This window comes from Thalassospira sp. ABL2_045 (genome assembly GCF_056161285.1).
In genome coordinates, this window is sequence record NZ_JBSWYV010000002.1 from 254,804 (window position 1) to 278,784 (window position 23,981).

A 23,981-nucleotide genomic window follows, 5' to 3' on the forward strand; every position below is an offset into this window, starting at 1 on the left:
TGTGGGACGGTCACAAGCAGTCTTGGTAATTTACTCAGTGTCACTGAATTGGAATGTTTCCACATTTCATGTAGGGGGTATTGCGGCATTTTCTATTGCCTGACGACATTTTTCACCGTCATCAGACCTAACAAGCTGAGCAAAAATGGAAAAATTTCCGGGCCAGCAGCATCTGACCGATTGCCAGATTGCGGTTCAGACCGCTCAAACCGGATGCCTGTGGATTATTTGCTTGCCAGGAATTCCTGCATGGCGACAAGCGTTTCGTTCACAGTCTGATCAAGCCCCTTGATCCGATCAACAAGCGGATCGCCGAAATCACCGTCAAAGCTTTCAAGTGCCAATGCTTCTTCGGCAAGTCGGGCGGCGGCCATGTTTCTTGCCATGCCCTTGATCGCATGCCCAGAGCGGTGAATACCGTCTGGGTCTTTGGTATCTGCGGCCGCGACAAGGCGTGTGCGTTCTTCCTCGTACGATGCAGGTAGCAAGTTCACCAGAAGCAAAACCTGATCCTTGCCAAGGGCGTCACACAACTCGTCAAACCGGGCGGTATCAATCAATTCCATCTGCACACCTTTCTCGTGCTGCAACGGATATCATCTCTGCGCGCACGGTGTTTCTCAAGATTGCCAGACAATAGCGACCTTTGGGTGGCTTATCCACGGGCCACGGTCGAGCACGCTTTTGCGACTTCTTGCGCCCAATGCAAGGTCTGGGCATCCATCGTCTGCATATGACGATATTTGTCAAACTGGGCGACAATCAAGGCCAGACGTTGCAAGAAAGCCGGGGGATTATCCAGTGCCAACAATTCATTGGCAAGCGGATCAAATGCCGCATTCTGAAATTCAAGTGACAGGCTGATGCGTGGCGCGCTTGCATAGGGGCTTGACCGTCCGCCCCAATGATAAAGATCCTGTCGCCAGCCCATAACCGCACCGGGCTGTGCCGGAAGTGCGCGCACATCCTGTAACGGCACATCAGCGGGCTTGGACACCGGTGCAGAATACCTCTTTTCAAAGTTTCGTGGCAAAACGTGCATGCAGCCGTTATCAGGCGTCGCGCTGCTAAGCGGCACCCACAGTGACAGGCTGATCAGCATGTCATCACCTATTGCGCTTTCGCCCTGATAATCACGATGGGGTGGCCAGCCGCTTCCATCAGCTTGCGGATCAACGTGCCACGCCCAGAAATGCGGTAAAAGCGCGATGCGATCGCCCAGAAAATGACTGAGGAGTGGACGCAAGCGACGAAAGACATCCCACCCTTCGTCATAAAGATAGATCAGCGCGGGCGACAGGTCGTTTGCAACCAGTGTCTCGATCCCGACCCGCAGTTTCGCAAGATCATCTTCTGGCAAAACATCGTGGATCAGAAAGTACCCCTCATCCCAAAACCGATCAGACAGTGCTCCTCCGTCAAAGCCACCTTTATCCGTACCAATTTCAGCGACATCGGCAGTTGGTCCGCCATCCCCCGAAATCGAAAGGTGCGGATTAAGCTTCTGCCAAACCTGAATGTCGACGGCATTTTGGGGTGTGATCATGGGAAAATGTCCGGTATTGAGGATGGCCGGACGATACGCAGCACATTGTTTGATGGCAAGCGCGGAAAAGTGTCGCCGGCAACAACGCGCACTCGATGGCAATCAGGATCAGGCTTGGCACCCGACATGACAAACGACACAACACAGTCCAAGCATCAAACACCGATCAATCACGGTGGCGCTGTTGACCGGGCCGCACAGCAATACGGTATTCCGGCACATGACTGGTTGGATTTGTCGACCGGTATCAATCCGCTCGCCTACCCGGTTGGCGACATTGATCCGGCCCATTGGCGAAGACTGCCGCTGGCCACAGAACTTGATGTGCTCAAGCAGGCCGCCAAGGATTGCTACCAGACACCGACTACAAAACACATTGTCAGTGCGCCGGGCACACAGGCCCTCATCCAGTCCATTCCGTTCTGGTTAAAAGACCGGATGACATCCCGCACACCAACACGCGTGCATATCATGGGCCCGACATATGGCGAGCATGAGCGGTGCTGGCTTCGGGCCGGCTTTCCCGTCGAGAACCATCAAACCCATCCGAATGATCGCTGTGAACAGGCGAAGGCAATATTGCGCAGTGCAGATGACGGAACGGTCGTCGTTCTGGTCAATCCGAACAACCCGGACGGCAGTCGCTTTGCCCCCCGCGACACCATCGAACTGGGCAAGCTTGCAGCAGCGCAGAATTGCTGGCTTGTGGTTGATGAGGCCTTTATGGATTGCCAACCAGACCAGTCGATCTGTCCCGATATTGATCAGTTGCCAACCACGATTGTCCTGCGCTCTTTTGGCAAGTTTTTCGGACTGGCAGGTGCCCGACTTGGCTGTGCGGTGATGGGGCAAGACCTTGCGATTGACCTTGAAAACCGCATTGGTCCGTGGGCCATTCCGGGCCCGACACTTGCGGTTGGCACAAAGGCCCTTCTGGATCGGGATTGGCAGGAAACAACGCGGGCCCGCCTAAGCTCTGATGCCCTGCGACTTGATCAGCTTATTACTGAAAACAGTGCATTGGTTCTTTGCGGGGGCACGGATCTGTTTCGCTATTACGATGGCGTAGATTGTGCCGCCCTGGCTGATCATCTTGCACGTCGCGGGATTTTGGTCCGGCTGTTTGATCATGATGGGAACAAGGTCCGCTTCGGCCTTCCGGGAACAGACACAGATTGGAAGCGCCTTGAAGATGCCATGACAAACTGGCGCTAACCCGATGATCAGGGTGCCCTAGTCCTGGTTTTCTTCCCAAGACTGTTTTTTGCGGTAAATCGTAGACGGACTAACACCAAGCGCATCGGCCGCACGTGGAATAGACCCGCCGCAACGTTCTATTGCCTCTTCAATCGCTTGTTTTTCGACCTGCCACAGGGGCTTGATCTCGCCAAAGGTTCTGTTGGCGGGCGCAAATGGTGGTGGCGACAAAGCGGCGGCTTCATCAGCGCCCACGCTTACCCCGACACTTGCGCCAAGCAGTTGATTGCTCCGCTCGGAATGATGGTTTTCAACAACCTTGCGCATCTGTCGCGCACCAGCCAGGAAAGCAAGTGCCTCCGGGTCGCCTTCCCACAGGCGTCCGGGACCGCCCGGCTCGTTTGAAACAACCGGGTGTGGTGGCGGCGCCTCGATCGTGCCTGATCCGAACTGATCGCCTTCGGACCCGCTATTGACCGGGCGCGGCACCATCGAAAGCGTGACCTCTGTCCCGTTATTCAGGACAACAATGTTTCGGATGATGTTTTGCAGCTGGCGAATATTGCCCGGCCAGGAATAGCGCGCAAACAGGGCGGAAACTTCGGGGCTGAAGCGTTCGAAATCGCGCCCTTCTTCGCGCGTGAAGCGCTGCAGATAGAAATTCGCGATCTGCAAGATATCGTTGTCACGGTCGCGCAATGGCGGCATGTGCAGCGGAATAACGTGCAGGCGATAATAAAGGTCTTCGCGGAACCGGCCGGACCGGACTTCCTCAAGCGGATCGCGGTTTGTCGCACAAACAAAGCGCACATCAACCGTTTCAATCGAACTGCCACCCACCTTCTGGAAGGATCCGGTCTGAATGAACCGCAGAAGCTTGGTCTGCAGATCAAGGTCCATTTCACAGATTTCATCAAGAAACAGCGTGCCGCCATCCGCGCGGTGTGCGGCCCCTTCGCGGTCTGAAACCGCACCGGTAAACGCCCCTTTGACGTGACCGAAAATCTCGCTTTCCATCAGGTCTTTGGGAATCGCACCGCAGTTTAGCGGAATGAAGGGATCTCTTGTGCGTTCCGAACGACGATGGATTGCCTCTGCCGCCAGTTCCTTACCCGTACCGGACTCACCGGTGATAAACACGGTGGCTCTGCTCGGCGCGGCATTTTCAATAATGCGGTATATATCGCGCATGTTTTCCGACCCACCGATGATGTCAAAATACATCTCGTCGGTATCGGCATCTTGCGGATCAGCCTCTGGTGCAGCCTGAAGTGATGGCCCACCCTTGACGGCCTTGGTCACCGTTTCGCGCAGTTTATCGGCGGTAAAGGGCTTTAACAGGAAATCCCAGGCACCTTCGCGCATCGCTTCGACCGCGACATTGATCGATCCGTGCGCGGTGATGACAACGATCTTGCAATCGGGTGCAATCTGGGCGGCGGCACGCAGAACTTCGCGGCCATCCATATCGGGCAAAATCAAGTCCAGAACAAGGACATCCGGCGGGTCCTGGCGCAAACGTTCAATGGCGTCGGTGCCACTGACGACATGATCGACAAAATGACCATCCGCACGCAGGTAATCCTGATACACACGCGCCAGCGAAAGTGTATCTTCAACAATTACAATGCGTGCCTGCTCTGGCATTTTCTTGTTCGTATCCCGATATACTACTGTGGGTGAGCATACCGACAGTGTTGCTCATCCCACAACTACTAACATTTGTTGCAGTCACAGCCCAAACCATACACAATCATATCAATGTTAAGAAAAGCATAGCCTTTATCAGGGTTTTGGCCCTGGTTACGCGCTTTGAGGGAGTCCGGACTTGAACTACAAGACAGAATTCGCCGATGGCACCACGACAGTTGAAGTGACGGGTCGCTTTACATTTGGGGACCATTCGAGTTTTCGCAAACTGATCGAAGAAGTCCGTGGTCATGAATCATCCACTCTTGTCCTGAATATTTCCGGTGTCGATTTCATTGATTCCGCCGGTCTTGGCATGCTGCTGCTTGCGCGTGACGAAGGTGAAAAGACCAACACCACTGTCGTCTTGCGTGGTGCGCAGGGGCAAGTCAAACGCATGCTTGAAGTTGCCCGCTTTGACACCCTATTCCGGCTGGAAGACTGATCCATGCCGGCAGGCGGTGAGGCCCATGCAAAGCATCTGATCGCCGTTGCGCAATCAGTTGCGCAGGAAGACGCCAATCAGCTTGTTCTCAACCCGAACATCTGGCAACAGCCAGACGACATTTCCATCAAATATGCGTCCGGCCAAACGCCCGAAGACTTTTCCAGTCAACGGCATTTTTCCGTGTGCATCCTGCCACCGATGGTCGGACGCGACTGGCTTGGTGGCCTGATCCGCCTCAACTGCGAAACATTTATCGAATGCTTCCCGGAACTTGATCTGGATGACCTTGCGCCGCTTTCTGGCAAAAAGTCGCGCCCCAAGCATGACCTTTTGGTGTGCCTTTCAACGCGCAGTGCCTATCACCTGCCGGTGGCGCGAAAGTTTGTTACCAGCCTGCGCCATCGCGGATTGATCGGCGACAGCATCGCATCCTCTGTCGAGATGGCCGTTCAGGAAGCCTTTGCCAACTCGTTGGTGCATGGCAATCTCGAGCTCGACACGGGTGGTCATTTATCGATGGATCGCTTCAAGGAGCTTGGCGAGGAAACCGAACGCCGCCTGGCCTCCAGGCGCCACGGTTCACGTGCCATTATCCTGACAGCGCGACGGCGCAAAAATGGTCAGGTCGTCATCACCATCAGTGATCAAGGTCAGGGTTTCACCCCACCGGACGAAAAGGCGACACTTGATATCACGCGCAAGGACAGCACCTTTGGCAGGGGGTTGCCCCTGATCCGAAGTCTTTGCCAATCGGTCAATTTTCTGCGCGATGGGCGCAGTATTGAACTGACATTTGATGACGACCAGTCTGCGAAACTGTCGCCCGAAGCCTCGTTCCTGTCCGATCTTGAACATCGCCTGACAACGTCAGCGGACACCGCACTGCGCATCCCGCAGAACGCGACCATATTGATCGCGGATGACACCATGTTGTCGCGCGAAATCATCGCGTCCTATTTGCGTGCGGACGGGTTTACCAATCTGGTCTTTGCCAAGGATGGCGAGGATGCCCTTGCCCAGATCAAGGCCCACAATCCTGATCTGATCATTCTTGATATCATCATGCCCAAACTGGACGGCTATGCGGTCTGCAAGGCGGTGCGCGCCGATCCGGCCTATGCCAAAACGCCGATCATTGCCCAGACTGCGCTGGAAGAAAACGAAGGCCGCACGCGTATTTTCGATGACGGGGCGACCGATTTGATCCTGAAGCCCCTCAACAAGGCTGAACTGATCGCACGCACCAAGATCCACCTTGAAAACCGGCTTCTGGTCCAAAAGCTTCAAGCCTATCAGGAACGCACCCAGTCCGAGCTCGAACTTGCGCGCAACATGCAGGAAAACCTCAACCCCGCCCCGGAACATTATCGCGGTGTCGGAATGGATTACGGCATGCGCATCAGCGCGACCTTCCAGATGTCCTCGGAACTGGGTGGTGACATGTGGGGACTGGTGCCCATTGATGCCCACCGCTTGGGTGTCTATATCGTCGACTTCGCCGGGCATGGGCTTGGTGCCGCGTTAAACACATTCCGCCTGCATTCCCTGATCTGGTCGGAACAGTTTGATGATCAAACGCCAGATACCTATCTGCAGGCCCTGAACCGCCGCCTTAAGGGGCTTCTGCCGGTTGGCCAGTATGCGACCATGCTTTATGGCATCATTGATCGGCAAAAGAACGTGTTCACCTATGCCAGTGCCGCCTGTACGTCGCCTGTTTTGGGCAACAGCATCACCGGTGATGCGCGCTATCTCGACGGGTCGGGTGTTCCGCTGGGTGTGATCCGTGATGCGCGTTACGAAACCCGTGAAGTGCCGTTCGACAAGAACAGCTTCCTGCTGCTTTACAGTGATGCCCTGATTGAAACCACGCTTGATAACGGTCAGTTCCTGTGTGAGGAAGGCTTGCTTTCAATGCTGCAGGAAACCGTGCTCGAAGGCGGCAGCGACATTGATCTGGCAGCACAGATCGCCGATCAGTTCATGGACCGGGCACCCGCAAAGCTTGATGATGATTTCACGATTGTCTCGTTGCAGTCCGCCATGATCCCGGCGGCAAGCCGAGAGCGCTGAGAGACTGTTTTTCGGGAAACGTAGCGCGCCGGACCAACACAAGACTGCACCAGATCACCGAACGGTTCGATATCCCCCCACGACACCTGCGTGCGATCAAGGGGCATCTCCAGTTCCCTGGAAACCGTATCTTTCGAACCGGCCTGAAGACGACTTGCGATGGCTGCCCGCACAAGATTGGCCAGCCCTTTGCGCGCGCCGGCATGATCCGGTTCAGACGCCAGTACCGCGCCAAGCTGATCCAGGGCACGCATTTTGTCGCGACAGCCAAGCATGTCAGCCGCCAACACCCGCAATTCCCGTGCATCCGGGCGCAGGCTGATCGCGATTTCAAGATGTTCAAGGCCAAGATCACGACGGCCGGTCTGAATATACACTCGCGTCAGCCCCAAATGGGTTGCCCCATCAAGATCATCAATCAGCAACGCCCGACCAAACGCGTTCAGTGCCAATTCGGACAGTCCAAGATCAAGCAACACATGCCCCAAAACACGAAGACGGGCTGGCTGGTCAGGAAGACTGTCGATCAGATTGCGCAGACGGGCACGGATTTCAGGGGCAAGATCAATCTCGCCCGCGATGGCCATTGCGGATGTTTGCAAAGTCTCTGTCTGCGACGACATGGTCAAGGCCCCGTTCCCGCCAAAACTCGGAACCGATAATCACGCCATATGGCCCGGATATCGATCCGTCTTGGAACAGAGTACTGTCATCTGGTTGCGGGAATATTAACCGAGTCGCAGCTTTTACGGTTTGGCACCTTAACGCAGGCAGATGCCTTGATTACCGAAGTCCGCCATCAAGTGCTTCAAGTCTGACTTCGCGGTTCGGACGGGCAAAGAAATAGCCCTGCATCAGCCGCCCGCCCAATGTGGTCAGAACATCACGCTGGCTATCGCTTTCAATCCCTTCAAGCACGCAATCAATGCCAAGGTTCTGGCACATATCGATCACGGTCTTGACGATCCGTCGACTGCGTTCATTGTGCGGCACGGGGGAGACAAAGCTGCGATCAACCTTGAGCACATCAAACTCCAGCTCATGGACATAGCGCAGACTGGAATAACCGATGCCGAAATCATCAAGGGCAATACGGGCACCATGTTCGCGCAGATAGCGGATGCTGGTACGCGCGGCTTCAAAATCGCGCAGGAATGCGGTTTCGGTGACCTCGAATGTCAGCCTGCCCGGATCGATATCGTGTTTCCTGATCTCGTCGATCAGCCATTCAACGGTGTCTGACAGCACAATATCGCGGGCCGACAGGTTAAACGATACCGGCAGCTTTGCCGGCCAATCCCGCATATCGACCATCAGTTTTTCAAACAGAACCCGCGTGAGGAAGCTGACCTGTCCGGTCTTTTCGGCAACCGGGAAAAACGTCCCCGGGGATACCTGCCCCATCAGAACACTGTCCCAGCGTGCCAGCGCCTCAAGCGAACTGACCTCGCCCGACTGGATGTCAAAAATTGGCTGATAATGCAGGCTGAGCTCACTCGAAAGGTCGGCCTTGCGCAGCGCCTGTTCGATCTGGGAATCATGTCGGATCAGGGTTTCATGATGGGCGGCAAACAGAACCGCCTCACCGCGCGCATTCTTCTTGGCGTGATAAAGGGCAAAGTCGGCCCGCTCAAAAAGACCATTCGGGGTGCGGGCCACAGTCGGATAGGTCGCAAGGCCTAGCGATGCCGAAACCTGAACCGTTACACCATTGAGCAAGAAGGGACGGTTAAGGCCATCACACAGCTTCTTGCCAAGCGCCATCAAGGTCAGCGGATCGCCATATCCCTTGACCAGCAAGCCGAACTCATCCCCGCCCAAGCGGGCCAAAAGCATGTCGGGGCCAAGGATATTGCGCAAACGTCTTCCCGCCTGCTGCAAAAGCTCATCACCGGACGGATGACCATGCACATCATTGACCGGTTTGAAGCCATCAAGATCAATCATTGCAACGGCAAAGGTCTCGTTCTCCTTGGCAGCATTCACCGTATCTTCGAGGGTGGCAAAGAATGCACGCCGGTTCGACAGGCCTGTCAGCGGATCAATCAGCGCAAGCGCCTCGTTCTGGCGCGAAAGATCAATCATCGCCTTGTGCTGTGCTTCCAGATCATTCTGGGTTTCAATCAGACCCGAGAAATTGGCATAGAAGCTTCGGATGATCTGAATGATCATCACCGAAACCAGCGCCATATTCACCGCAATCGCGACATAGACCTCGTTGCCGCTTGATCCGAAAAAGACCACGAAAGTGCCCAGCACGATGCCCACCACCAACATGGCGGCCGGCGGAAAGTTGACCAGACAGAAGATACAACCGACAACCGTGATCGAGATGAAATAGGCAACATAGCCGCGCTGAAACGCATCGCCATAGCCAAACATGGTAATGGCCCAGGCCGTAAACAGCACCGCTACCATCACGGCCAGAACTCGGATCCGCTTGAGATGCTTTATGCAGGCGTCGACATTATCCACATCGACCCGCGCCCAGTCCCAGGCAATGGCGCGAAAGATACAAATGGCGCCCAGAACGATCACAGCATGGATCGTCATCCAGTCAGGGGCGGAGCCATAATGGGTGTAGGCAAGTGCCACCGCATTGGCCAGAAGCAGCATGTAAAGGACGGGAATTTGACGCGACAGGGCATTAACCTGCGCACGCACCAGCTCCGGCTTGTCCGTTCGAATTTTAAGCGTGTCGGCAATCCCTTGCCACCAACTACCGGCTGCCACGTTTCAGAGACCTAATGCATTCTGTGTCATGCAAAAAATATTACACAGATTTTGCCGAGGGGACATCCCTGATTGTGCAGGGCACATAAAGATCTTCTTGCTATGGAATTTCTAGGTCTTCTTTGCCGCAGATGACTGTTTTCGCCCCTTCTTTTTCGGTCGATTCTTTGCGGCATGTGCCCGACCAGCTGCCCCCAGCGCCATATGGGCAAATTCAAGAAGCTGATCCTCATCATCAAGCCATTCCCCGGGCGCTGCGAAATAGGCAATCGTATGGGGATCCTTCTGCGATGGGACGACAAATCTCGGCATTCCGATGGTGTCATAGGTTGCTTGTGTTTGCGCGTCCCCCTTGAGATACAGGACATCATCAAACACCAGCGCAAAGAACAGCCCGTCACAATAAAGCCCGAAGCCACCAAACATCCGCCGTGGGCGAATGGTACCAAGTGGTGCCAGAAGTTCCGAGACCATCTGAACGAATTCGTTATCGACCGATGCCATTGAGTATCTCGCCTTCAACACCTTCGGAAATCAGATAGTCACGCAACGACCGCCCCGGAACCGGGCGAAACCGCGCGGTCGAAATATCCATATGGGCAATGCGGTCTGCACGAAACACGCGAAACGCTTCACGCAATTCGCACCAACTGGCCAGAAGCCATGTACTGCCAAAAAACAGCATGCCAAGTGGCCAGACACGGCGGCGGGTATTATCCCCCTTGGCATCGGTGTAGTCGATTTCAATCAGAAACCGTTCGCGAATGGCACGCCTGAGGTCGGGCATCGAAATGGCAATCGGTTCCTGGGCAATTTCGGCCACCGCAATCGGAACACCCCCAACCAGTCCCCGGATTTTCTCCGGCAGGACCGCCTCGATCTTGGTCAGGGCATCGCCCGCCGCACGCGCCATTTGCGGATCGGTCCAGCTTTGAACCATGCGCGCGGCAACCACAAGTGCCTCGATCTCGTCGGCATCAAACATCAATGGCGGCAGGTCATAGCCATCGCGCAGGATATATCCAACGCCCGCCTCGCCTTCGACCGGGACACCCGATGCGGCAAGGTCGCGAATATCGCGGTAAATGGTGCGTTCGGAAACTTCCAGTTCCTCGGCCAGATCACATGCGCGGCAAAGTTTCCGGCGGCGCAAGATTTGTACAAGGCGAAATAGTCGGTCGGCCCGTCTCATGATCACTCCTTCGTCATCCTGCCCCGAAAATTATCATACCGCTCCTGACAGGCTCCTGTCAGGAGGGATGTGCAACCATGGCGAAATCGGGACAGGATTTACCCCCCAACGTCAGGAGCATGACGATGAAAGTGACCAACGCCTTTCAGATTATCATCACTGAAAAATTCAGCCAAAGCCGCGCCTTCTATAAAAAGCTCGGCTTTACCCCGGTTTTTGACGGTGACTGGTATTGCCAGCTTGTCTGGCCATCTGCCCCATCCGTTCAGCTCGGCCTGATGACACCGGGCCATGAAAGCCAACAGGCAATCTTCCAATCCGCCACCATCGGCGACGGCACCGTTCTGACCCTGGAAGTCGAAGAAGCCCGCGATGCCGCCGATGAGCTGCGCGAAGCCGGTTTCGAATTCGCGGTCGATCTTCGTGATGAACCCTGGGGACAGCGCCACTTTGCGCTGCTGGATCCCAATGGCGTGCGCATTGATATCGCAAGCCCGACCGCCGAGCTTTCCCCGAAATTTGCCCAGCAGTTCAAGGAAACCGGCGAAAGTGCAATCGCCTGATCCCCCTTGCGCCCCAAAGCCCCACGCACCTTAAATCAGCGGCCTGCCCCAATGGCAGGCCGTTTCTTTACGCCAGCGATTTTGCAAACTGGGATATCGCCGCTGCGGCATCCGCGATGTTCTGACTTTGGGTCCGACCGGAGCTTTTGCGCGGTTTGAAATCATGCTCGCCGTCTTCAACCCAGTGAAGCGCGATGCGATCCGAAAGGTCATAACCCGCAATCTCGTCAGGTTTGCCAAACGGATCACGCGTGCCATGACAAATCAGGCTTGGCGTTTTAAGGGTCTTGAGATGCTCTGTTCGCAGGTTCTCTGGCTTGCCGGGCGGATGGAACGGATAGCCAAGACAAACAAGCCCGGCAACACCAAGATCATCTGCAACCATGCTGGCGATCCGACCGCCCATGGATTTCCCGCCGATGATCAGCTTTTCCGGCCCACCAAGTTGGCGAACCACGTCGCCATAAAATTCGATCAATACCGGTGCCCGGTCCGGTCCGCGCTTTTTGCCATCGATCCGGCGTTTGGCCATATAGGGGAACTCAAATCGCGCCACGCGCAGGCCCGCCTGTACCAGTTCGCTGGTCATTTCGTCCATGAACGGGCTATCCATCGCCGCCCCGGCCCCATGGGCCAGAACGATCGTGTGATCGGCCTTTTCATCGCCATCGAACTGAAAATTGATTGGATCGGTGCTCACAACAGGGTCTCTTTTGACTACCGGATATCTCCATCCGTCATACAGAACCCATCAACACACTCCAAGTCAGATATGCCCATAATGAGTTGGAACCACTCAAATACTCGCATCCAACGCGCGGCAGAGCTATACTGGCCTCCCCACCACGGCGCGCCCCACAGCGCCATACCAACATCACATCGCGCCACCCGCGATCAGATGCCTGACATCCACGACAAAGGCCCCAATCGTGCCCCCAGAACAAGATCCGTTACCGACAAATCCGCCCAAAGAACGGCTTGGCCTTCTTCCCAAACCGGTTCAGTGGCTGTTGCTGATCTCGGTTTCGCTGGTGTTTTCCGTCCTGCTTCATCATTGGCAGGTTCCGGCATCCCTTCTGGTCGGGCCGATGATCATCGGTATCCTGATGGGAACCAATGGTGCGACCATTGCCGCCCCGAAACCGCTTTATCTTGGCGCGCAGGCCGTGCTGGGTGTGATGATTGGCGGATCGATGACGGTGGGTATCCTGACATCCTTTGCCACTGACTGGCCGATGATCCTTGGCATTACCGGCGTCACCCTGCTTGCCAGCAGCTTTCTGGGCTGGATCCTGTGCGTCAAACAGGTGCTGCCGGGCACGGCAGGCATCTGGGGATCAACACCGGGGGCTGCGTCCGCCATGGTGATCATGGCCGATGCCTTTGGCGCCGATGCCAGGCTGGTGGCCTTTATGCAATATGTCCGCGTGGTGATCGTGGTCGGTGTGGCATCGAGTGTCGCCAATTTCTGGGTGGATCCGGAAATGCTGGCAGCGATGGGACCGCATGACTGGTTCCCGGCCTTTGATGCCGGCGGCTTTGCCATCACACTTGGGTTGGTGGCGGTGTGTTGTTATGTCGGGCAGATATCGCGCCTGCCATCCGGACCGCTTCTGGTGCCGATCATTGTCACCATGATCCTGCATGTCAGCGGGGTGTTGGATGTCGTGCTGCCGGAATGGTTTCTGGGGCTGACCTACGCCATGATCGGCTGGGTGATCGGATTGAAATTCACCCCACCGGTTCTGCGCCACGCGGCACATGCGCTTCCCAAAATCCTGCTCTCGATCTTTGTTCTGATCGGGTTCTGTGCCGGGATTTCAGCGCTTCTGGTGGTGTTTATGGATGTTGATCCGCTGACGGCCTATCTCGCGACCAGCCCGGGGGGGCTTGATTCTGTTGCGATTATCGCGGCCAGCACGAATGTCGACCTGTCCTTCATTCTCGTGCTGCAGGCGACGCGCTTTTTCATGGTGCTGGCCTTTGGGCCGCCGCTGGCACGGATGGTTACCCGGCGCACAGCCCATCTGACGGGCTGAAGCACCGGGCTACAAAGATGTATGGGCTTAGACCCGAATACGGCGAAATACGCCCGATGCGGTCATCACGCCAAGGATCACCAGAACCACCGCCAGAACCAGCGCAAGGTTGCCCGGCTCCGAAAGCAGGATCACACCGCCCAGTGCGGTCAGGGCCGGGGTCATCGCGCCAAAGGCCGATGCACCGGTCGATCCGATATGACGCACGGCAAGGCCATAGGTGATCACGGCAACACAACCCGCCAACAGGCCTTGCGCTGTGAGCAACATCGCAATCTCGCCAATCGGGGCATCACCAATGGTGGTACCGGTAAACAGCGTAATGATCGCCATCGCCACAAACGACCAGAACCCGACAAAGGATGCCGCTTCAAGCGCGCCAAGACCGCTTTGACGCATCGCATGGGTGTAGCACGCCCACATAAACGCCCCGGCCGATACAAGGCCATAGCCCATCAGCATGTCATCACTGATCACACCAGCCGGTTTGAGCGCCACAAGCGACAGAACGCCAATCACAACGGCGGCATAGCCGATCATGCGGACCTTGCCCGGACGTTCCCCAAACAAAAGGATTGCAATCAGAACCGCCCAAACCGCCATGACACCGGGCAAAAGAATGCCAACATGGCTTGCCGGAACGAATTGCAGGGCACTTGCGACCATCAGGGTGTAAAACGCGCCAGAACCGGTGATCATCAAAAGGCCGTTGGCCCATGAAAGGCCTTTGGGCCAAATGCCTTTCTTAATCCATATCGGGGCAAGCAGGACAAAAGGCACTCCGAAACGCATCAGGCCAATATCAACAGCGGTAAAGCTTGAAGTCATGGCATAGCGGGTGGCAATCAGCCAGCCGGCCCAGATGCAAACCGTCGCAAGCGCGGCGGTCACACCAACCAGTCGGCTTTCCGTCGCACCAGTGGTAGAGAGCGCGGAAGTTTCAGACATAACAGGGTATCCAGTAACGGGTTGATTTTGGGGCTATTGATCCTGAATTCGATCACGCATCTGCGAAGACGGCAACCCCTTTGACGTCGAGCCTGCTATGCGCCCCACTATACGCAACGAAAAACGGCGCAAGGTTTCCCCTGCGCCGCTTTGGTTTGATGGCTTTGATTTCTGATCAGATGCCGAATTCGGCGAAGAAATCGTTGCCCTTGTCATCAATGACGATGAAGGCCGGGAAGTCTTCGACTTCGATCTTCCAGACGGCTTCCATGCCCAGTTCCGGATATTCGTGCACTTCAACCTTCTTGATGCAATCCTGCGCCAGACGGGCTGCCGGACCACCGATGGAGCCAAGATAGAAACCGCCATATTTCTGGCAGGCATCCTTGACCGCCTTGGAACGGTTACCCTTGGCCAGCATCACGAACGATCCGCCAGCGGCCTGGAACTGTTCGACATAGGCATCCATACGACCCGCCGTGGTCGGGCCAAACGAACCGGACGGCATGCCTTCTGGCGTCTTGGCCGGGCCCGCGTAATAAACCGGATGGTTTTTAAGGTATTCCGGCATCTCTTCGCCGGCATCCAGGCGTTCCTTGATCTTGGCATGCGCGATGTCACGGGCCACGATCACGGTGCCGGTCAGCGACAGACGCGTCTTGACCGAATATTGCGACAGCTGCTTGCGGATTTCATCCATCGGACGGTTGAGGTCAACCTTGACCACTTCGTCATCAAGATGCTCATCGGTGACATGCGGAAGGTATTTCGCCGGATCATGTTCGAGATCCTCGATAAAGATACCGTCCTTGTTGATCTTACCGAGAATCTGACGGTCGGCAGAGCACGACACACCCAGACCAACCGGGCAGCTAGCCCCGTGACGCGGCAGACGGATCACACGCACATCGTGGCAGAAATACTTGCCGCCAAACTGCGCACCGATGCCCATTTCGCGGGTCATCTCAAGGATCTTCTGTTCCCATTCAAGATCACGATAGGCCTGACCATGATCGCCGCCTTCGGTCGGCAGGTTATCGTAATAACGGGCTGAGGCCATTTTCACGGTCTTAAGGCAGGCTTCCGCCGAGGTACCACCAATGACAACCGCCAGATGGTAAGGCGGACATGCCGAGGTCCCGAGTGTGCGGATTTTCTCATCCAAAAACTTGCGCAGGCTTTCCGGGTTCAGAAGCGCCTTGGTCTGCTGGAACAGGAAGGTCTTGTTGGCTGACCCGCCGCCCTTGGCCATGAACATGAATTTGTATTCATCGCCCTTGGTCGCATAAAGATCAATCTGTGCCGGAAGGTTCGAGCCGGTGTTCTTTTCCTCGAACATGTTTTTCGGCGACACCTGCGAGAAGCGCAGATTGTGCTTCTGATAGGCCTGCCACACACCCTTGGACAGGGCTTCTTCATCGGAACCGTCGGTGATGACCTTGCCACCACGCTTGCCCATGATGATTGCAGTCCCCGTATCCTGACACATCGGCAAAACGCCGCCCGATGCGATGGATGCGTTTTTCAAAAGATCCATCGCCACGAACTTGTCGTTGGCGGTTGCTTCTTCGTCATCAAGGATTTTGCGCAGCTGTTCGAGATGCCCCGGACGCAGCAAATGCGAGCAATCAAAGAAAGCCTGAAGGGTCAGCTTTTCGATCGCTTCAGGATCGACTTTCAAATAGGTCTCGCCATTGACGTCAACGGTCGAAACACCCTCGTCCCCGATCTTGCGGTAAGGGGTCGTGTCTTTACCCTGATCAAACATGGGTTTATAGACAAAATCACTCATGGGAAGGTTCTCGTCTCTCTCAAAAACAAGGTGGGTTTGTTCTTTGTGTGGCTGGTTTTAGCGCCAATTGTACCAAATTGCCACGATACATTAGCGTAAGACGCCTTGCCCCGGACGCGGGAAACATCAACGGGTTCGGGCAAAGAAAAAGGGCGGATTAAACCCGCCCTTTAAACAACTTATTTCTTTCGGAACGCATCAAGTGCGATGACCTCGCCGGTTTCATTGGCATCCGGCTTGGGCTTCTTACGCGCCTTGGACGGTTCGGCGACCAGTGTCGGTGCGCCCTCTTCGTCTTCGATCAGATCGGCATCAAGATCGTCATCTTCATCATAGTCGAAATCTGCGTCATCCATTTCTTCTTCGACGCTAAACGTCAGCATGAAGTTGGCAGACGGATCGACAAAGGCCAGCATGGCATCATAGGGCACGACAACCGTGGTCGGCATGCCATCGAAGCTCATCCCCACCGAGAAGTGATCATCTTCGGATTTCAGATCCCAGAACCGGTGCTGCAGGACAACGGTGATGTTGTCTGGATGCGCCTTGCGCTGGCTTTCAGGCAGGGCCACACCGGGATGGTTGGTCTGGAAGGTGATATAATAGTGATGCTCTCCGAAAAGGCCCTCTTCGGCTACGCGCGCGAGGATGTCTTTCACCACACCGCGCAGCGCCTGGTCGACCATAAGATCGTAGCGGAATTCTTCCGGTTCTTGCATCAGTAATCCTGTGTCTGGCGAAACCACCGGGGATGTCCGGCGCGTCCCGTCATTGTCATATGGCATCTTTGCGCGCCAATTACATCTTGGCGCGTTTGATAATGACTCTATTCATAACGAAGCGGGAAAGAAATACAAGAGTGGGGCGTTCTGTTGCTAGGTGCCCCGTCCCCCACCAAATTACCGCTCCCGGCAATCGGAATTTCGCTTTGGTGCTAGTACCGCTTAGGCGGCAGCAGCAACCGGAGCATTGTTGTCGTTTGCATTTACAAACATTGGCCCGATGCGGTGGTACCATGCCGAGCGCCCACATTGACTTTTACTGCTCACGTCGATCCTATTTCGGCCCCACGAAGATTGTCTGGGTCGGACAACCGATAAAGTTTGGTGGAGCCGCCGGGTACCGCCCCCGGGTCCGTAAAGCCTATTCTGTCACGCAGTTTAGCGCCGTAGTCGAGTTGCCCCGACAGCCCCTATATAGGTCAAAAGCCCCCCGTTTCACAAGGGGAATCGGGAAATCTTTTTTTCATTTTCGACGGAACATTTCGCGATCCCCGCAAGCAGCCACGCCCCGCATTGGAGGGAATCACACGCGGCGGAAGGTGTCCGGGTAATCGATGACAAGACCGATGTCATCAATCTCAAGCTCTGCCGAGAAATTGCGAAACAGCCCTTCATAACGATAGCGTTTCCCGGGCACTAAACAGGTGTAACGCTGTGGCGCGCTGCGCGGTAGGAAATCACCCTCTATCTGGCTTGGCAACGGCACATAGGCCGCCGAAATCTCTTGCGCCTCGCCCTCAGCCGGTTTCAATCGCTTGATCGGAAGCATGTTTGTCGCAGGTGTGATGCCGATATCAACATCAAGGCACCCTGCCAAAGACGGCAGGCCGCGCTTTGCGATGCAATCAAACCAGTTTCCCTTACCGTCCGACGTCACGTGCATTTCTGCCCCGCCGACATAGCTTACCTTAACTTCGCGTGTCGCGAACGCGGCATCCGTCACCACAAGATAAGACCCGCCATAATGGCCCTGACGCGTCCCGACCACGTCTCCTTCAAGCTCTATCCCGTCCGGACCAGACTGACAGAAACAGTATTCAAGGCCGTTTCCATTCCAATCGACCCACTGAACAGTCTTTTGCAAAACCAACACTCCCATGTGGCAAACGCACCCAAATCCCTGAAAGCTGACTATACCCAACATTCGCGATTTTGCCTGACCTGTCCTGACAGGATGTGTCAGTAGAGGCGGCATGCTTAAGGGCATGACAAAGATCGGATGGCGTCGCTTGCCCGTGCCACTCGACCTGACTATGCTGCGACCAAAGCGATTCCAAAAATGCAGGGAACAGCATGCAGCAATATCTCGATCTGATGCGTCTGGTGCGTGACACCGGCACACGCAAGGAAGACCGGACCGGCACCGGGACTGTCTCAGTCTTTGGTCACCAGATGCGTTTCGACCTCGCCAAGGGGTTCCCGCTGGTCACCACCAAAAAGCTGCATCTGAAATCGATCATCCACGAATTGCTGTGGTTCCTTGATGGCGATACCAACGTCAAATATCTGCAGGACAATGGCGTGCGCATCTGGAACGAATGGGCCGATGAGAATGGCGACCTTGGCCCGGTATATGGTGGCCAGTGGCGCTCCTGGCGCGGTGCCAATGGCGAAACCATTGACCAGATCACCGGCCTGATTGACCAGATCAAAAACAATCCCGATTCCCGCCGTCTGATCGTGTCGGCCTGGAACGTTGCAGACGTGCCCAACATGGCGCTGCCGCCGTGCCACTGCCTGTTCCAGTTCTATGTCGCCGATGGCAAGCTGTCCTGTCAGCTTTATCAGCGCAGTGCGGATATCTTCCTGGGTGTGCCGTTCAACATCGCATCCTATGCGCTATTGACCATGATGATTGCGCAGGTCTGTGATCTTGAGGTGGGTGATTTTGTCCATACCCTTGGGGACGCGCATCTTTACACCAACCATCTTGATCAGGTCGAAGAGCAGCTTGCGCGTGATACCCGCCCGCTTCCGACCATGAAGATCAATCCGGCGGTCAAATCGATCTTTGATTTCAAGTATGATGATTTCGAACTGACCGGCTACGACCCGCACCCGCATATTGCCGGCAAGGTTGCTGTCTGATGACTGATCCCGAAATTGAACGCGTCGCCGTTGTTGCCGCGGCCGCCAATGGTGCGATTGGCAAGGATGGCTGGATGCCGTGGGAGCTGCCCGATGACCTTAAACGGTTCAAGGCACTCACCCTTGGCAAGCCGATGATCATCGGGCGCGTAACGTTCGAGGCCATCGGTCGCCCGCTTCCCAAACGCACATCGATTGTTGTTACCCGCGACACCGATTGGTCGTATGACCATGAAAATGTCCGGGTGTGCCACACCATGGAAGACGCCATTGCACTGGCTGATGAAATTGCCCTGCGCGAGGGCGTCAATGAAGTGATTATTGGCGGCGGTGCGCAGATCTATCATCTCGCCCTGCCCTATACGACGCGGTATGAGCTGACAGAAGTCCATGACGAGATCGAAGGTGATACCTTCCTTGATCCGCTGCCCGCCGATCAATGGCGCGAAACAGCCCGCGAGAAGATCGAAAATCCTGACGGGCCGGATTACAGCTTTGTCACGCTCGATCGCATCGTAAAATCCTGATTTATCCGTGCGTTGCAAGCTGCCGGTTGATTTTCCCGCGCATTCGCCCCATCTTGGTTTGAATTATAGAACAGTCGTTCCAAAGCCTGGAACCGATCAAAGGATCTGCCGATGCCACGGCCACGCGCGTTTGACGAAGAAAGCGTTCTTGATAACGCGATGAACATCTTCTGGAGCAAGGGGTTTGAAGCAACCTCTATTCAGGATCTGGTTGATGAAACCGGCCTGAACCGCGCCAGCATGTATGCAAGCTTCGGCGACAAGAAGGCTCTGTTCCTGCGCGTGCTGGATCATTACAGCCAGAAAATCAGTTCTGAACGATTTGCCGATCTGCGCAACATCGATGACGGCCGTCTGGCAATAGAAAAGACATTTCGTGATACCGCCAAAACCGGCTGTGCCGAGGGCCGACACAAAGGCTGCCTGATGGTGAATTCCGGTATGGAACTGGCGCCGCATGATCCGGAAACCGCCGCCATCGCCCATCAGGCGTTCCGCCGGGCCGAAGATACCTTTGCCACCGCCCTAAAACGCGCCATGGACCAGGGCACGATTTCAAAAAACAAGAATGTCCGTGCGCTTGCCCGCTTCCTGACCGGATCATTCCAAGGCGTTCAACTGATGTCGCGCCGGGGTGCCGATCAGGAAACACTTCAGGATTACACCGACACCATTCTGGCCGCGCTGGACTAATCCACCACGTTTTCACCACCGTTTCCGGTTGCGCATTGCCTTGCGCTCCTTGATAGTCTGGCAACGCAATCCATGCCCGCAATTTGTGCACACATGCCGGACACATCATGAAACGCAGCGACACGTTCTGGGACTCTGTTGCCGACAAATACGCCCGCAAACGCATCGGCAACGAAGCGGCCTATGCGCAAACCCTTGATCGCACGCGTGCCTATCTTTCCCCCGATCAACAGGTTCTTGAAATCGGCTGTGGCACGGGCACGACAGCCCTGAAACTGGCCGCCGATGTTGCGCAGCTGACCGGTACCGATATTTCCGGACGCATGATCGAAATCGCCCAAGACAAGCTCAAGGGTGACGCCCCCAAGAACGTCAGCTTTGCAAAGCAAACGATTGAAGACATCGCCGCTGCGCCAGATCGCTTTGACGTCGTGCTTGGCTTTAACATCCTGCATCTGTTTGATCAGCCCGAAGATGCCATCTCCACCCTGCATAACGTCATCAAGCCGGGCGGGATGTTGATTTCCAAAACACCCTGCCTTGGTGAGAAGCTTGGCTATCTCAAACCGCTGATCTGGATCCTTCAGAAACTGGGCAAGGCACCGCGCATTCATTTCCTGAACTATGACCGACTTGAAAACATGATCCGCACGGCCGGGTTTGAACTGCTTGAAACCGGTGAATATCCAGCCAGCACCGGATCACGCTTCATCGTCGCCAAACGGGATTAGCCCCCTTCCCGACATATGCTTCCCATCACAGTTCGGTGATGCCTGATCTTTGCTGTTGATTTATGGAATGATCGTTCCATAATCATATCCAACAAAACACAGCCCAAGTCATGAGGAACGAAATGTCTGCAATTACCCCACTTATGCCGCGCCAGAAGGTGCCGTCCCTGTCCGTCCCGCTTGTTGGTGGCGGCACATGGTCGCTTGCCGACCAGAAACCGGAAAACTTCACCATGGTCGTTTTCTATCGCGGCCTGCATTGCCCGATCTGCGGCAAATACCTTAAGGATCTCGATACCAAGCTTGAAGATTTCGCCAAACGCGGCGTCAATGTTGTGGTGGTATCGTCCGATGGCGAAGACCGCGCGACCGAGGCCAAGGCGAAATGGGGCCTTGAGAATGTGGATCTTGGTTATGGCCTGAGCCTTGAGAACGCCCGTGAGTGGGGTCTTTATATCTCGACCTCGAACGGGGTGACCTCGAGCGGCTATGAAGAGCCGGCCATCTTCTCTGAGCCCGGCCTGTTTCTGGTGCGCCCGGACGGCACGCTTTATTTCGGCACGTTTCAGACCATGCCATTTGCCCGTCCGGCCTTTGACCAGATCCTTGGCGCACTTGATTTCGTCATTGCCAAAAACTATCCGGCACGCGGCGAAGTGATTGATCATACCAATCCCTAAGCACGCCTCTTACAGCCGATAAAATGCCAAAGGTCCGGTTCCAAAGCGCAGGAACCGGCCCTTTTATTCTTCATAGCATTACAATCGCCGATTAGCCTGCCATGGCAGCGGCAAAATGCGGCGCATCCAATTCCTGTGCGCGCTGATAGGCCGGGCGGGCATCAATCCGCGCGATATAGGCCTCGAACTCCGGATATTTCGGCAGAATGCCAAACATGCAACCAAACCGGATGGTCGAACCATACACCACATCCACCGTGGTGAAGTTCTCCCCCATCAGCCAAGGGTCCGCCTTGCCAACAAAATCAACCAGGATCGGCACCAAAGTTTCCCAATCGCGATAGGAATTCTGGCTGCTGTCCTCGGACCTGTACTGGCGCACCCGGTCAATCATGGCCGGTTCGATGGTGGACGGCGAAAAGAACAACCAACGCAGATATTCGCCGCGCTTCGGATCATCAAGTTTTGGCGCCAACCCGGCCTCGGGATACAGATCCGCCAGATAGCAGCAAATGGCGGCCGCCTCGGTCACGACCGTGTCGCCATGGACGATGGTCGGCACCTTGCCAAGCGGATTAAGCGCAAGGAATTCTGGCGTTTGTCCTTCACCAGCACGAATGTCGAGAAGTTTGACATCAAACGGAATCCCCAACTCGTGCAGCATCCAATGGACGGTACCGCTGCGTGACGGGATCGCGTGATAAAAGGTCAATTTCCGATATGATGACATTCAAAGTGCTCCTGCGTTTGCGCGTGTTGTTATGTGCGATATGCAGAGGCAATTTCCCCTTGTTTCCCAATAATGTAAATCGCACCACACGCGGGTTCCTGACAGCTATATGGCAGGAGGATGTCAGCCAACCGCTCCGCCTCGCCCAAATGCATCAGCACCACTATATATTCAATAGCCCTTAATAAAATCGCCCTTGGGTTGTATAGTGAATACCAACGTGACCAAAAAAGATCGCGGGGCATCACATCACACACAGGGGACTTCACATGACCAAGCGCAGACTGATCGTGTTTTTCGACGGCACCTGGCAGGAACCGGCCAACACGCCGCAACCCACCAATGTCGTCAAACTTCTCCGCGCCGTCCCCAGCAGTGGAGGCGATGTATCGCAGATCGTGTTTTATGATCGCGGGGTCGGTACCGGTAATTGGTTCGATAAGCTACGCGGCGGTGCATTTGGCAACGGGTTGTTGGAAAACGTCGTGGATGGCTATCGCTTTTTGGGCAACAACTACCAACCCGGCGACGAGATCTTTATCTTTGGCTTTTCACGCGGTGCCTTTACCGCACGCAGTCTGGCAGGACTGATCGGGCTGTGCGGCATTTTAAAGCCCCCCTATCTCGGGCATCCGCTTCAGGATGATATTGCAAAAATTGCCAGCTCCGACCTGTCGGCAGAAGCCAAACGCACCAAGATTTCGACCCTTGATATCGAAGCCCATCAGGACGTGCCGATTGAATGTGTCGGCATCTGGGACACGGTCGGATCGCTCGGTATTCCAGGTGACCTTGGCCGCCGCCTGATCCCGGCCAAATATCACTTTCATGATGTCCAGCTTGGCGCCAATGTTCGGGTTGCCCTGCATGCCATGGCGATTGACGAAAAACGCAGCGCCTTTTCGCCCACCCTGTGGGTCAAGGAAAAGGGCAGCAAATTGCCAAAAGACCAGATCGTCGAGCAGGTCTGGTTCCCCGGCGTGCATAGCAATGTTGGTGGGTCTTATGATGATTGCGGGTTATCGGACATCACGCTTGACTGGATGATCAAGCGGGTCAAGAAACACACCAAGCTCAAGATTGATGAAGCGGGCCTTAAAACCAAACTGGCCCCGTCCGTCGAAGGGCGCGGGTATGAAAGCCGTGGAACGCCATACGTCCTGTCGCGCTTCTATCCCTATCAGCGGCTGATCAATCAGATCGTCCCAAAAGAGGAAAGCTATTTCGACAAACTGCGTCTGAAATGCCCGGACTATGATTGCCGCAACATTATTCCCGAGGGGCTAGAGACGATCAATGAGGCCATCCATGTCAGCGCCCTGGAACGCTGGAACATCAGCACGGGTGTCCTGCATGACAACTCGACGGAGGGATCACTCGAGCGCGTGCTTTATCGGCCGTCCAATCTGAATGCGGCGTTGAAGGCGCATTATGCCGGCAAACACACGCCCAGCATCATCAATTGGAGCGGGGCCACCATGCGCAAGGACATCCCGTGGCCCGAGCAATCAACACTCACATAGCGCGCGA

24 protein-coding genes and 1 other RNA gene are annotated in these 23,981 nt (G+C 55.4%); 11 read left to right on the forward strand and 14 right to left on the reverse strand.

Translation table 11 applies throughout. From position 1 onward, the window contains the following. Positions 1 to 224: 224 nt before the first annotated feature. Positions 225 to 590: an Hpt domain-containing protein gene (locus tag ACXAIA_RS05345; RefSeq protein ID WP_475348427.1), complete on the reverse strand. Its 366-nt coding sequence runs from the start codon at positions 588 to 590 to the stop codon at positions 225 to 227. A 65-nt stretch (positions 591 to 655) separates the two neighbouring features. Continuing rightward, a complete protein-coding gene (locus ACXAIA_RS05350; protein ID WP_475348428.1) occupies positions 656 to 1,546 on the reverse strand; it encodes a phytanoyl-CoA dioxygenase family protein in 891 nt (296 codons plus the stop codon). 126 nt (positions 1,547 to 1,672) lie between these two features. Here ACXAIA_RS05350 and cobD point away from each other — a divergent pair, with 126 nt between their 5' ends. After that, the gene (gene cobD / locus ACXAIA_RS05355; RefSeq protein ID WP_475348429.1) at positions 1,673 to 2,761 is read left to right on the forward strand and encodes a threonine-phosphate decarboxylase CobD; all 1,089 of its coding nucleotides are present in this window, start codon (positions 1,673 to 1,675) and stop codon (positions 2,759 to 2,761) included. An 18-nt stretch (positions 2,762 to 2,779) separates the two neighbouring features. Here cobD and ACXAIA_RS05360 read toward each other — a convergent pair whose 3' ends face one another. Further along, positions 2,780 to 4,390: a sigma-54-dependent transcriptional regulator gene (locus ACXAIA_RS05360; protein WP_475348430.1), complete on the reverse strand. Its 1,611-nt coding sequence runs from the start codon at positions 4,388 to 4,390 to the stop codon at positions 2,780 to 2,782. A 181-nt stretch (positions 4,391 to 4,571) separates the two neighbouring features. Here ACXAIA_RS05360 and ACXAIA_RS05365 point away from each other — a divergent pair, with 181 nt between their 5' ends. Together ACXAIA_RS05365 and ACXAIA_RS05370 are read left to right on the forward strand one after the other, a co-directional pair. Beyond that, positions 4,572 to 4,877 (forward strand): STAS domain-containing protein, encoded by a 306-nt coding sequence (locus ACXAIA_RS05365; RefSeq protein WP_475348431.1) that lies wholly within the window; start codon positions 4,572 to 4,574, stop codon positions 4,875 to 4,877. A 3-nt stretch (positions 4,878 to 4,880) separates the two neighbouring features. Then, positions 4,881 to 6,953: a SpoIIE family protein phosphatase gene (locus ACXAIA_RS05370; RefSeq protein ID WP_475348432.1), complete on the forward strand. Its 2,073-nt coding sequence runs from the start codon at positions 4,881 to 4,883 to the stop codon at positions 6,951 to 6,953. On the opposite strand, the gene ACXAIA_RS05375 is transcribed toward ACXAIA_RS05370, so the two are convergent. From ACXAIA_RS05375 to ACXAIA_RS05390, 4 genes are all read right to left on the reverse strand, one after another. After that, positions 6,857 to 7,576, reverse strand: a complete 720-nt coding sequence (locus ACXAIA_RS05375; protein WP_475348433.1) for a hypothetical protein — start codon at positions 7,574 to 7,576, stop codon at positions 6,857 to 6,859. The two genes, ACXAIA_RS05370 and ACXAIA_RS05375, sit on opposite strands and share 97 nt — an antisense overlap. 160 nt (positions 7,577 to 7,736) lie before the next feature. Beyond that, complete coding sequence (locus tag ACXAIA_RS05380; RefSeq protein WP_475348434.1) at positions 7,737 to 9,686, reverse strand: putative bifunctional diguanylate cyclase/phosphodiesterase; 1,950 nt, start codon at positions 9,684 to 9,686, stop codon at positions 7,737 to 7,739. A 111-nt stretch (positions 9,687 to 9,797) separates the two neighbouring features. Then, positions 9,798 to 10,190, reverse strand: a complete 393-nt coding sequence (locus ACXAIA_RS05385; protein WP_475348435.1) for a TfoX/Sxy family protein — start codon at positions 10,188 to 10,190, stop codon at positions 9,798 to 9,800. After that, positions 10,174 to 10,878, reverse strand: a complete 705-nt coding sequence (locus ACXAIA_RS05390) for a helix-turn-helix transcriptional regulator (protein WP_475348436.1) — start codon at positions 10,876 to 10,878, stop codon at positions 10,174 to 10,176. The genes ACXAIA_RS05385 and ACXAIA_RS05390 overlap by 17 nt, the downstream gene beginning before the upstream one ends. A gap of 125 nt (positions 10,879 to 11,003) precedes the next feature. Here ACXAIA_RS05390 and ACXAIA_RS05395 point away from each other — a divergent pair, with 125 nt between their 5' ends. After that, positions 11,004 to 11,441 carry a VOC family protein gene (locus tag ACXAIA_RS05395; protein ID WP_475348437.1) on the forward strand — a complete coding sequence of 146 codons (438 nt, stop codon included), beginning with the start codon at positions 11,004 to 11,006 and terminating at the stop codon, positions 11,439 to 11,441. Between the two features lie 67 nt (positions 11,442 to 11,508). Here ACXAIA_RS05395 and ACXAIA_RS05400 read toward each other — a convergent pair whose 3' ends face one another. Further along, on the reverse strand, positions 11,509 to 12,141 hold the full coding sequence (locus tag ACXAIA_RS05400) for an alpha/beta family hydrolase (RefSeq protein WP_475348438.1): 633 nt from the start codon (positions 12,139 to 12,141) through the stop codon (positions 11,509 to 11,511). A 229-nt stretch (positions 12,142 to 12,370) separates the two neighbouring features. Between ACXAIA_RS05400 and ACXAIA_RS05405 the strand changes: the two genes are divergently transcribed. After that, positions 12,371 to 13,480 carry an AbrB family transcriptional regulator gene (locus tag ACXAIA_RS05405; RefSeq protein ID WP_475348439.1) on the forward strand — a complete coding sequence of 370 codons (1,110 nt, stop codon included), beginning with the start codon at positions 12,371 to 12,373 and terminating at the stop codon, positions 13,478 to 13,480. A gap of 27 nt (positions 13,481 to 13,507) precedes the next feature. Here ACXAIA_RS05405 and ACXAIA_RS05410 read toward each other — a convergent pair whose 3' ends face one another. The 5 genes from ACXAIA_RS05410 to ACXAIA_RS05430 form a co-directional block, all read right to left on the reverse strand. Next, positions 13,508 to 14,428 (reverse strand): DMT family transporter, encoded by a 921-nt coding sequence (locus ACXAIA_RS05410; protein ID WP_475348440.1) that lies wholly within the window; start codon positions 14,426 to 14,428, stop codon positions 13,508 to 13,510. 175 nt (positions 14,429 to 14,603) lie between these two features. Then, positions 14,604 to 16,220: a fumarate hydratase gene (locus ACXAIA_RS05415; RefSeq protein ID WP_475346614.1), complete on the reverse strand. Its 1,617-nt coding sequence runs from the start codon at positions 16,218 to 16,220 to the stop codon at positions 14,604 to 14,606. Between the two features lie 179 nt (positions 16,221 to 16,399). Beyond that, positions 16,400 to 16,939, reverse strand: coding sequence for an SspB family protein (locus ACXAIA_RS05420; RefSeq protein WP_475346615.1), 540 nt, complete (start codon positions 16,937 to 16,939; stop codon positions 16,400 to 16,402). A gap of 139 nt (positions 16,940 to 17,078) precedes the next feature. Continuing rightward, positions 17,079 to 17,447, reverse strand: a transfer-messenger RNA (tmRNA) gene (ssrA, locus tag ACXAIA_RS05425). A 78-nt stretch (positions 17,448 to 17,525) separates the two neighbouring features. Further along, complete coding sequence (locus ACXAIA_RS05430; RefSeq protein ID WP_475348441.1) at positions 17,526 to 18,086, reverse strand: putative glycolipid-binding domain-containing protein; 561 nt, start codon at positions 18,084 to 18,086, stop codon at positions 17,526 to 17,528. 209 nt (positions 18,087 to 18,295) lie between these two features. Here ACXAIA_RS05430 and ACXAIA_RS05435 point away from each other — a divergent pair, with 209 nt between their 5' ends. The 5 genes from ACXAIA_RS05435 (at position 18,296) to ACXAIA_RS05455 (ending at position 21,721) form a co-directional block, all read left to right on the forward strand. Then, a complete protein-coding gene (locus tag ACXAIA_RS05435) occupies positions 18,296 to 19,090 on the forward strand; it encodes a thymidylate synthase (protein WP_475348442.1) in 795 nt (264 codons plus the stop codon). Beyond that, positions 19,090 to 19,617 (forward strand): dihydrofolate reductase, encoded by a 528-nt coding sequence (locus ACXAIA_RS05440; RefSeq protein ID WP_475348443.1) that lies wholly within the window; start codon positions 19,090 to 19,092, stop codon positions 19,615 to 19,617. Before ACXAIA_RS05435 ends, ACXAIA_RS05440 begins: the two co-directional genes overlap by 1 nt. A gap of 111 nt (positions 19,618 to 19,728) precedes the next feature. Continuing rightward, positions 19,729 to 20,310, forward strand: coding sequence for a TetR/AcrR family transcriptional regulator (locus tag ACXAIA_RS05445; RefSeq protein ID WP_475348444.1), 582 nt, complete (start codon positions 19,729 to 19,731; stop codon positions 20,308 to 20,310). 107 nt (positions 20,311 to 20,417) lie between these two features. Further along, positions 20,418 to 21,041, forward strand: coding sequence for a class I SAM-dependent methyltransferase (locus ACXAIA_RS05450; RefSeq protein WP_475348445.1), 624 nt, complete (start codon positions 20,418 to 20,420; stop codon positions 21,039 to 21,041). Positions 21,042 to 21,163: 122 nt separating this feature from the next. Continuing rightward, complete coding sequence (locus ACXAIA_RS05455) at positions 21,164 to 21,721, forward strand: peroxiredoxin-like family protein (protein WP_475348446.1); 558 nt, start codon at positions 21,164 to 21,166, stop codon at positions 21,719 to 21,721. 91 nt (positions 21,722 to 21,812) lie between these two features. Here the strand turns inward: ACXAIA_RS05455 and ACXAIA_RS05460 are convergent, their stop codons facing one another. Then, positions 21,813 to 22,451: a glutathione S-transferase family protein gene (locus ACXAIA_RS05460; protein WP_475348447.1), complete on the reverse strand. Its 639-nt coding sequence runs from the start codon at positions 22,449 to 22,451 to the stop codon at positions 21,813 to 21,815. Between the two features lie 269 nt (positions 22,452 to 22,720). Between ACXAIA_RS05460 and ACXAIA_RS05465 the strand changes: the two genes are divergently transcribed. Further along, on the forward strand, positions 22,721 to 23,974 hold the full coding sequence (locus ACXAIA_RS05465; protein ID WP_475348448.1) for a DUF2235 domain-containing protein: 1,254 nt from the start codon (positions 22,721 to 22,723) through the stop codon (positions 23,972 to 23,974). Positions 23,975 to 23,981 lie beyond the last annotated feature (7 nt).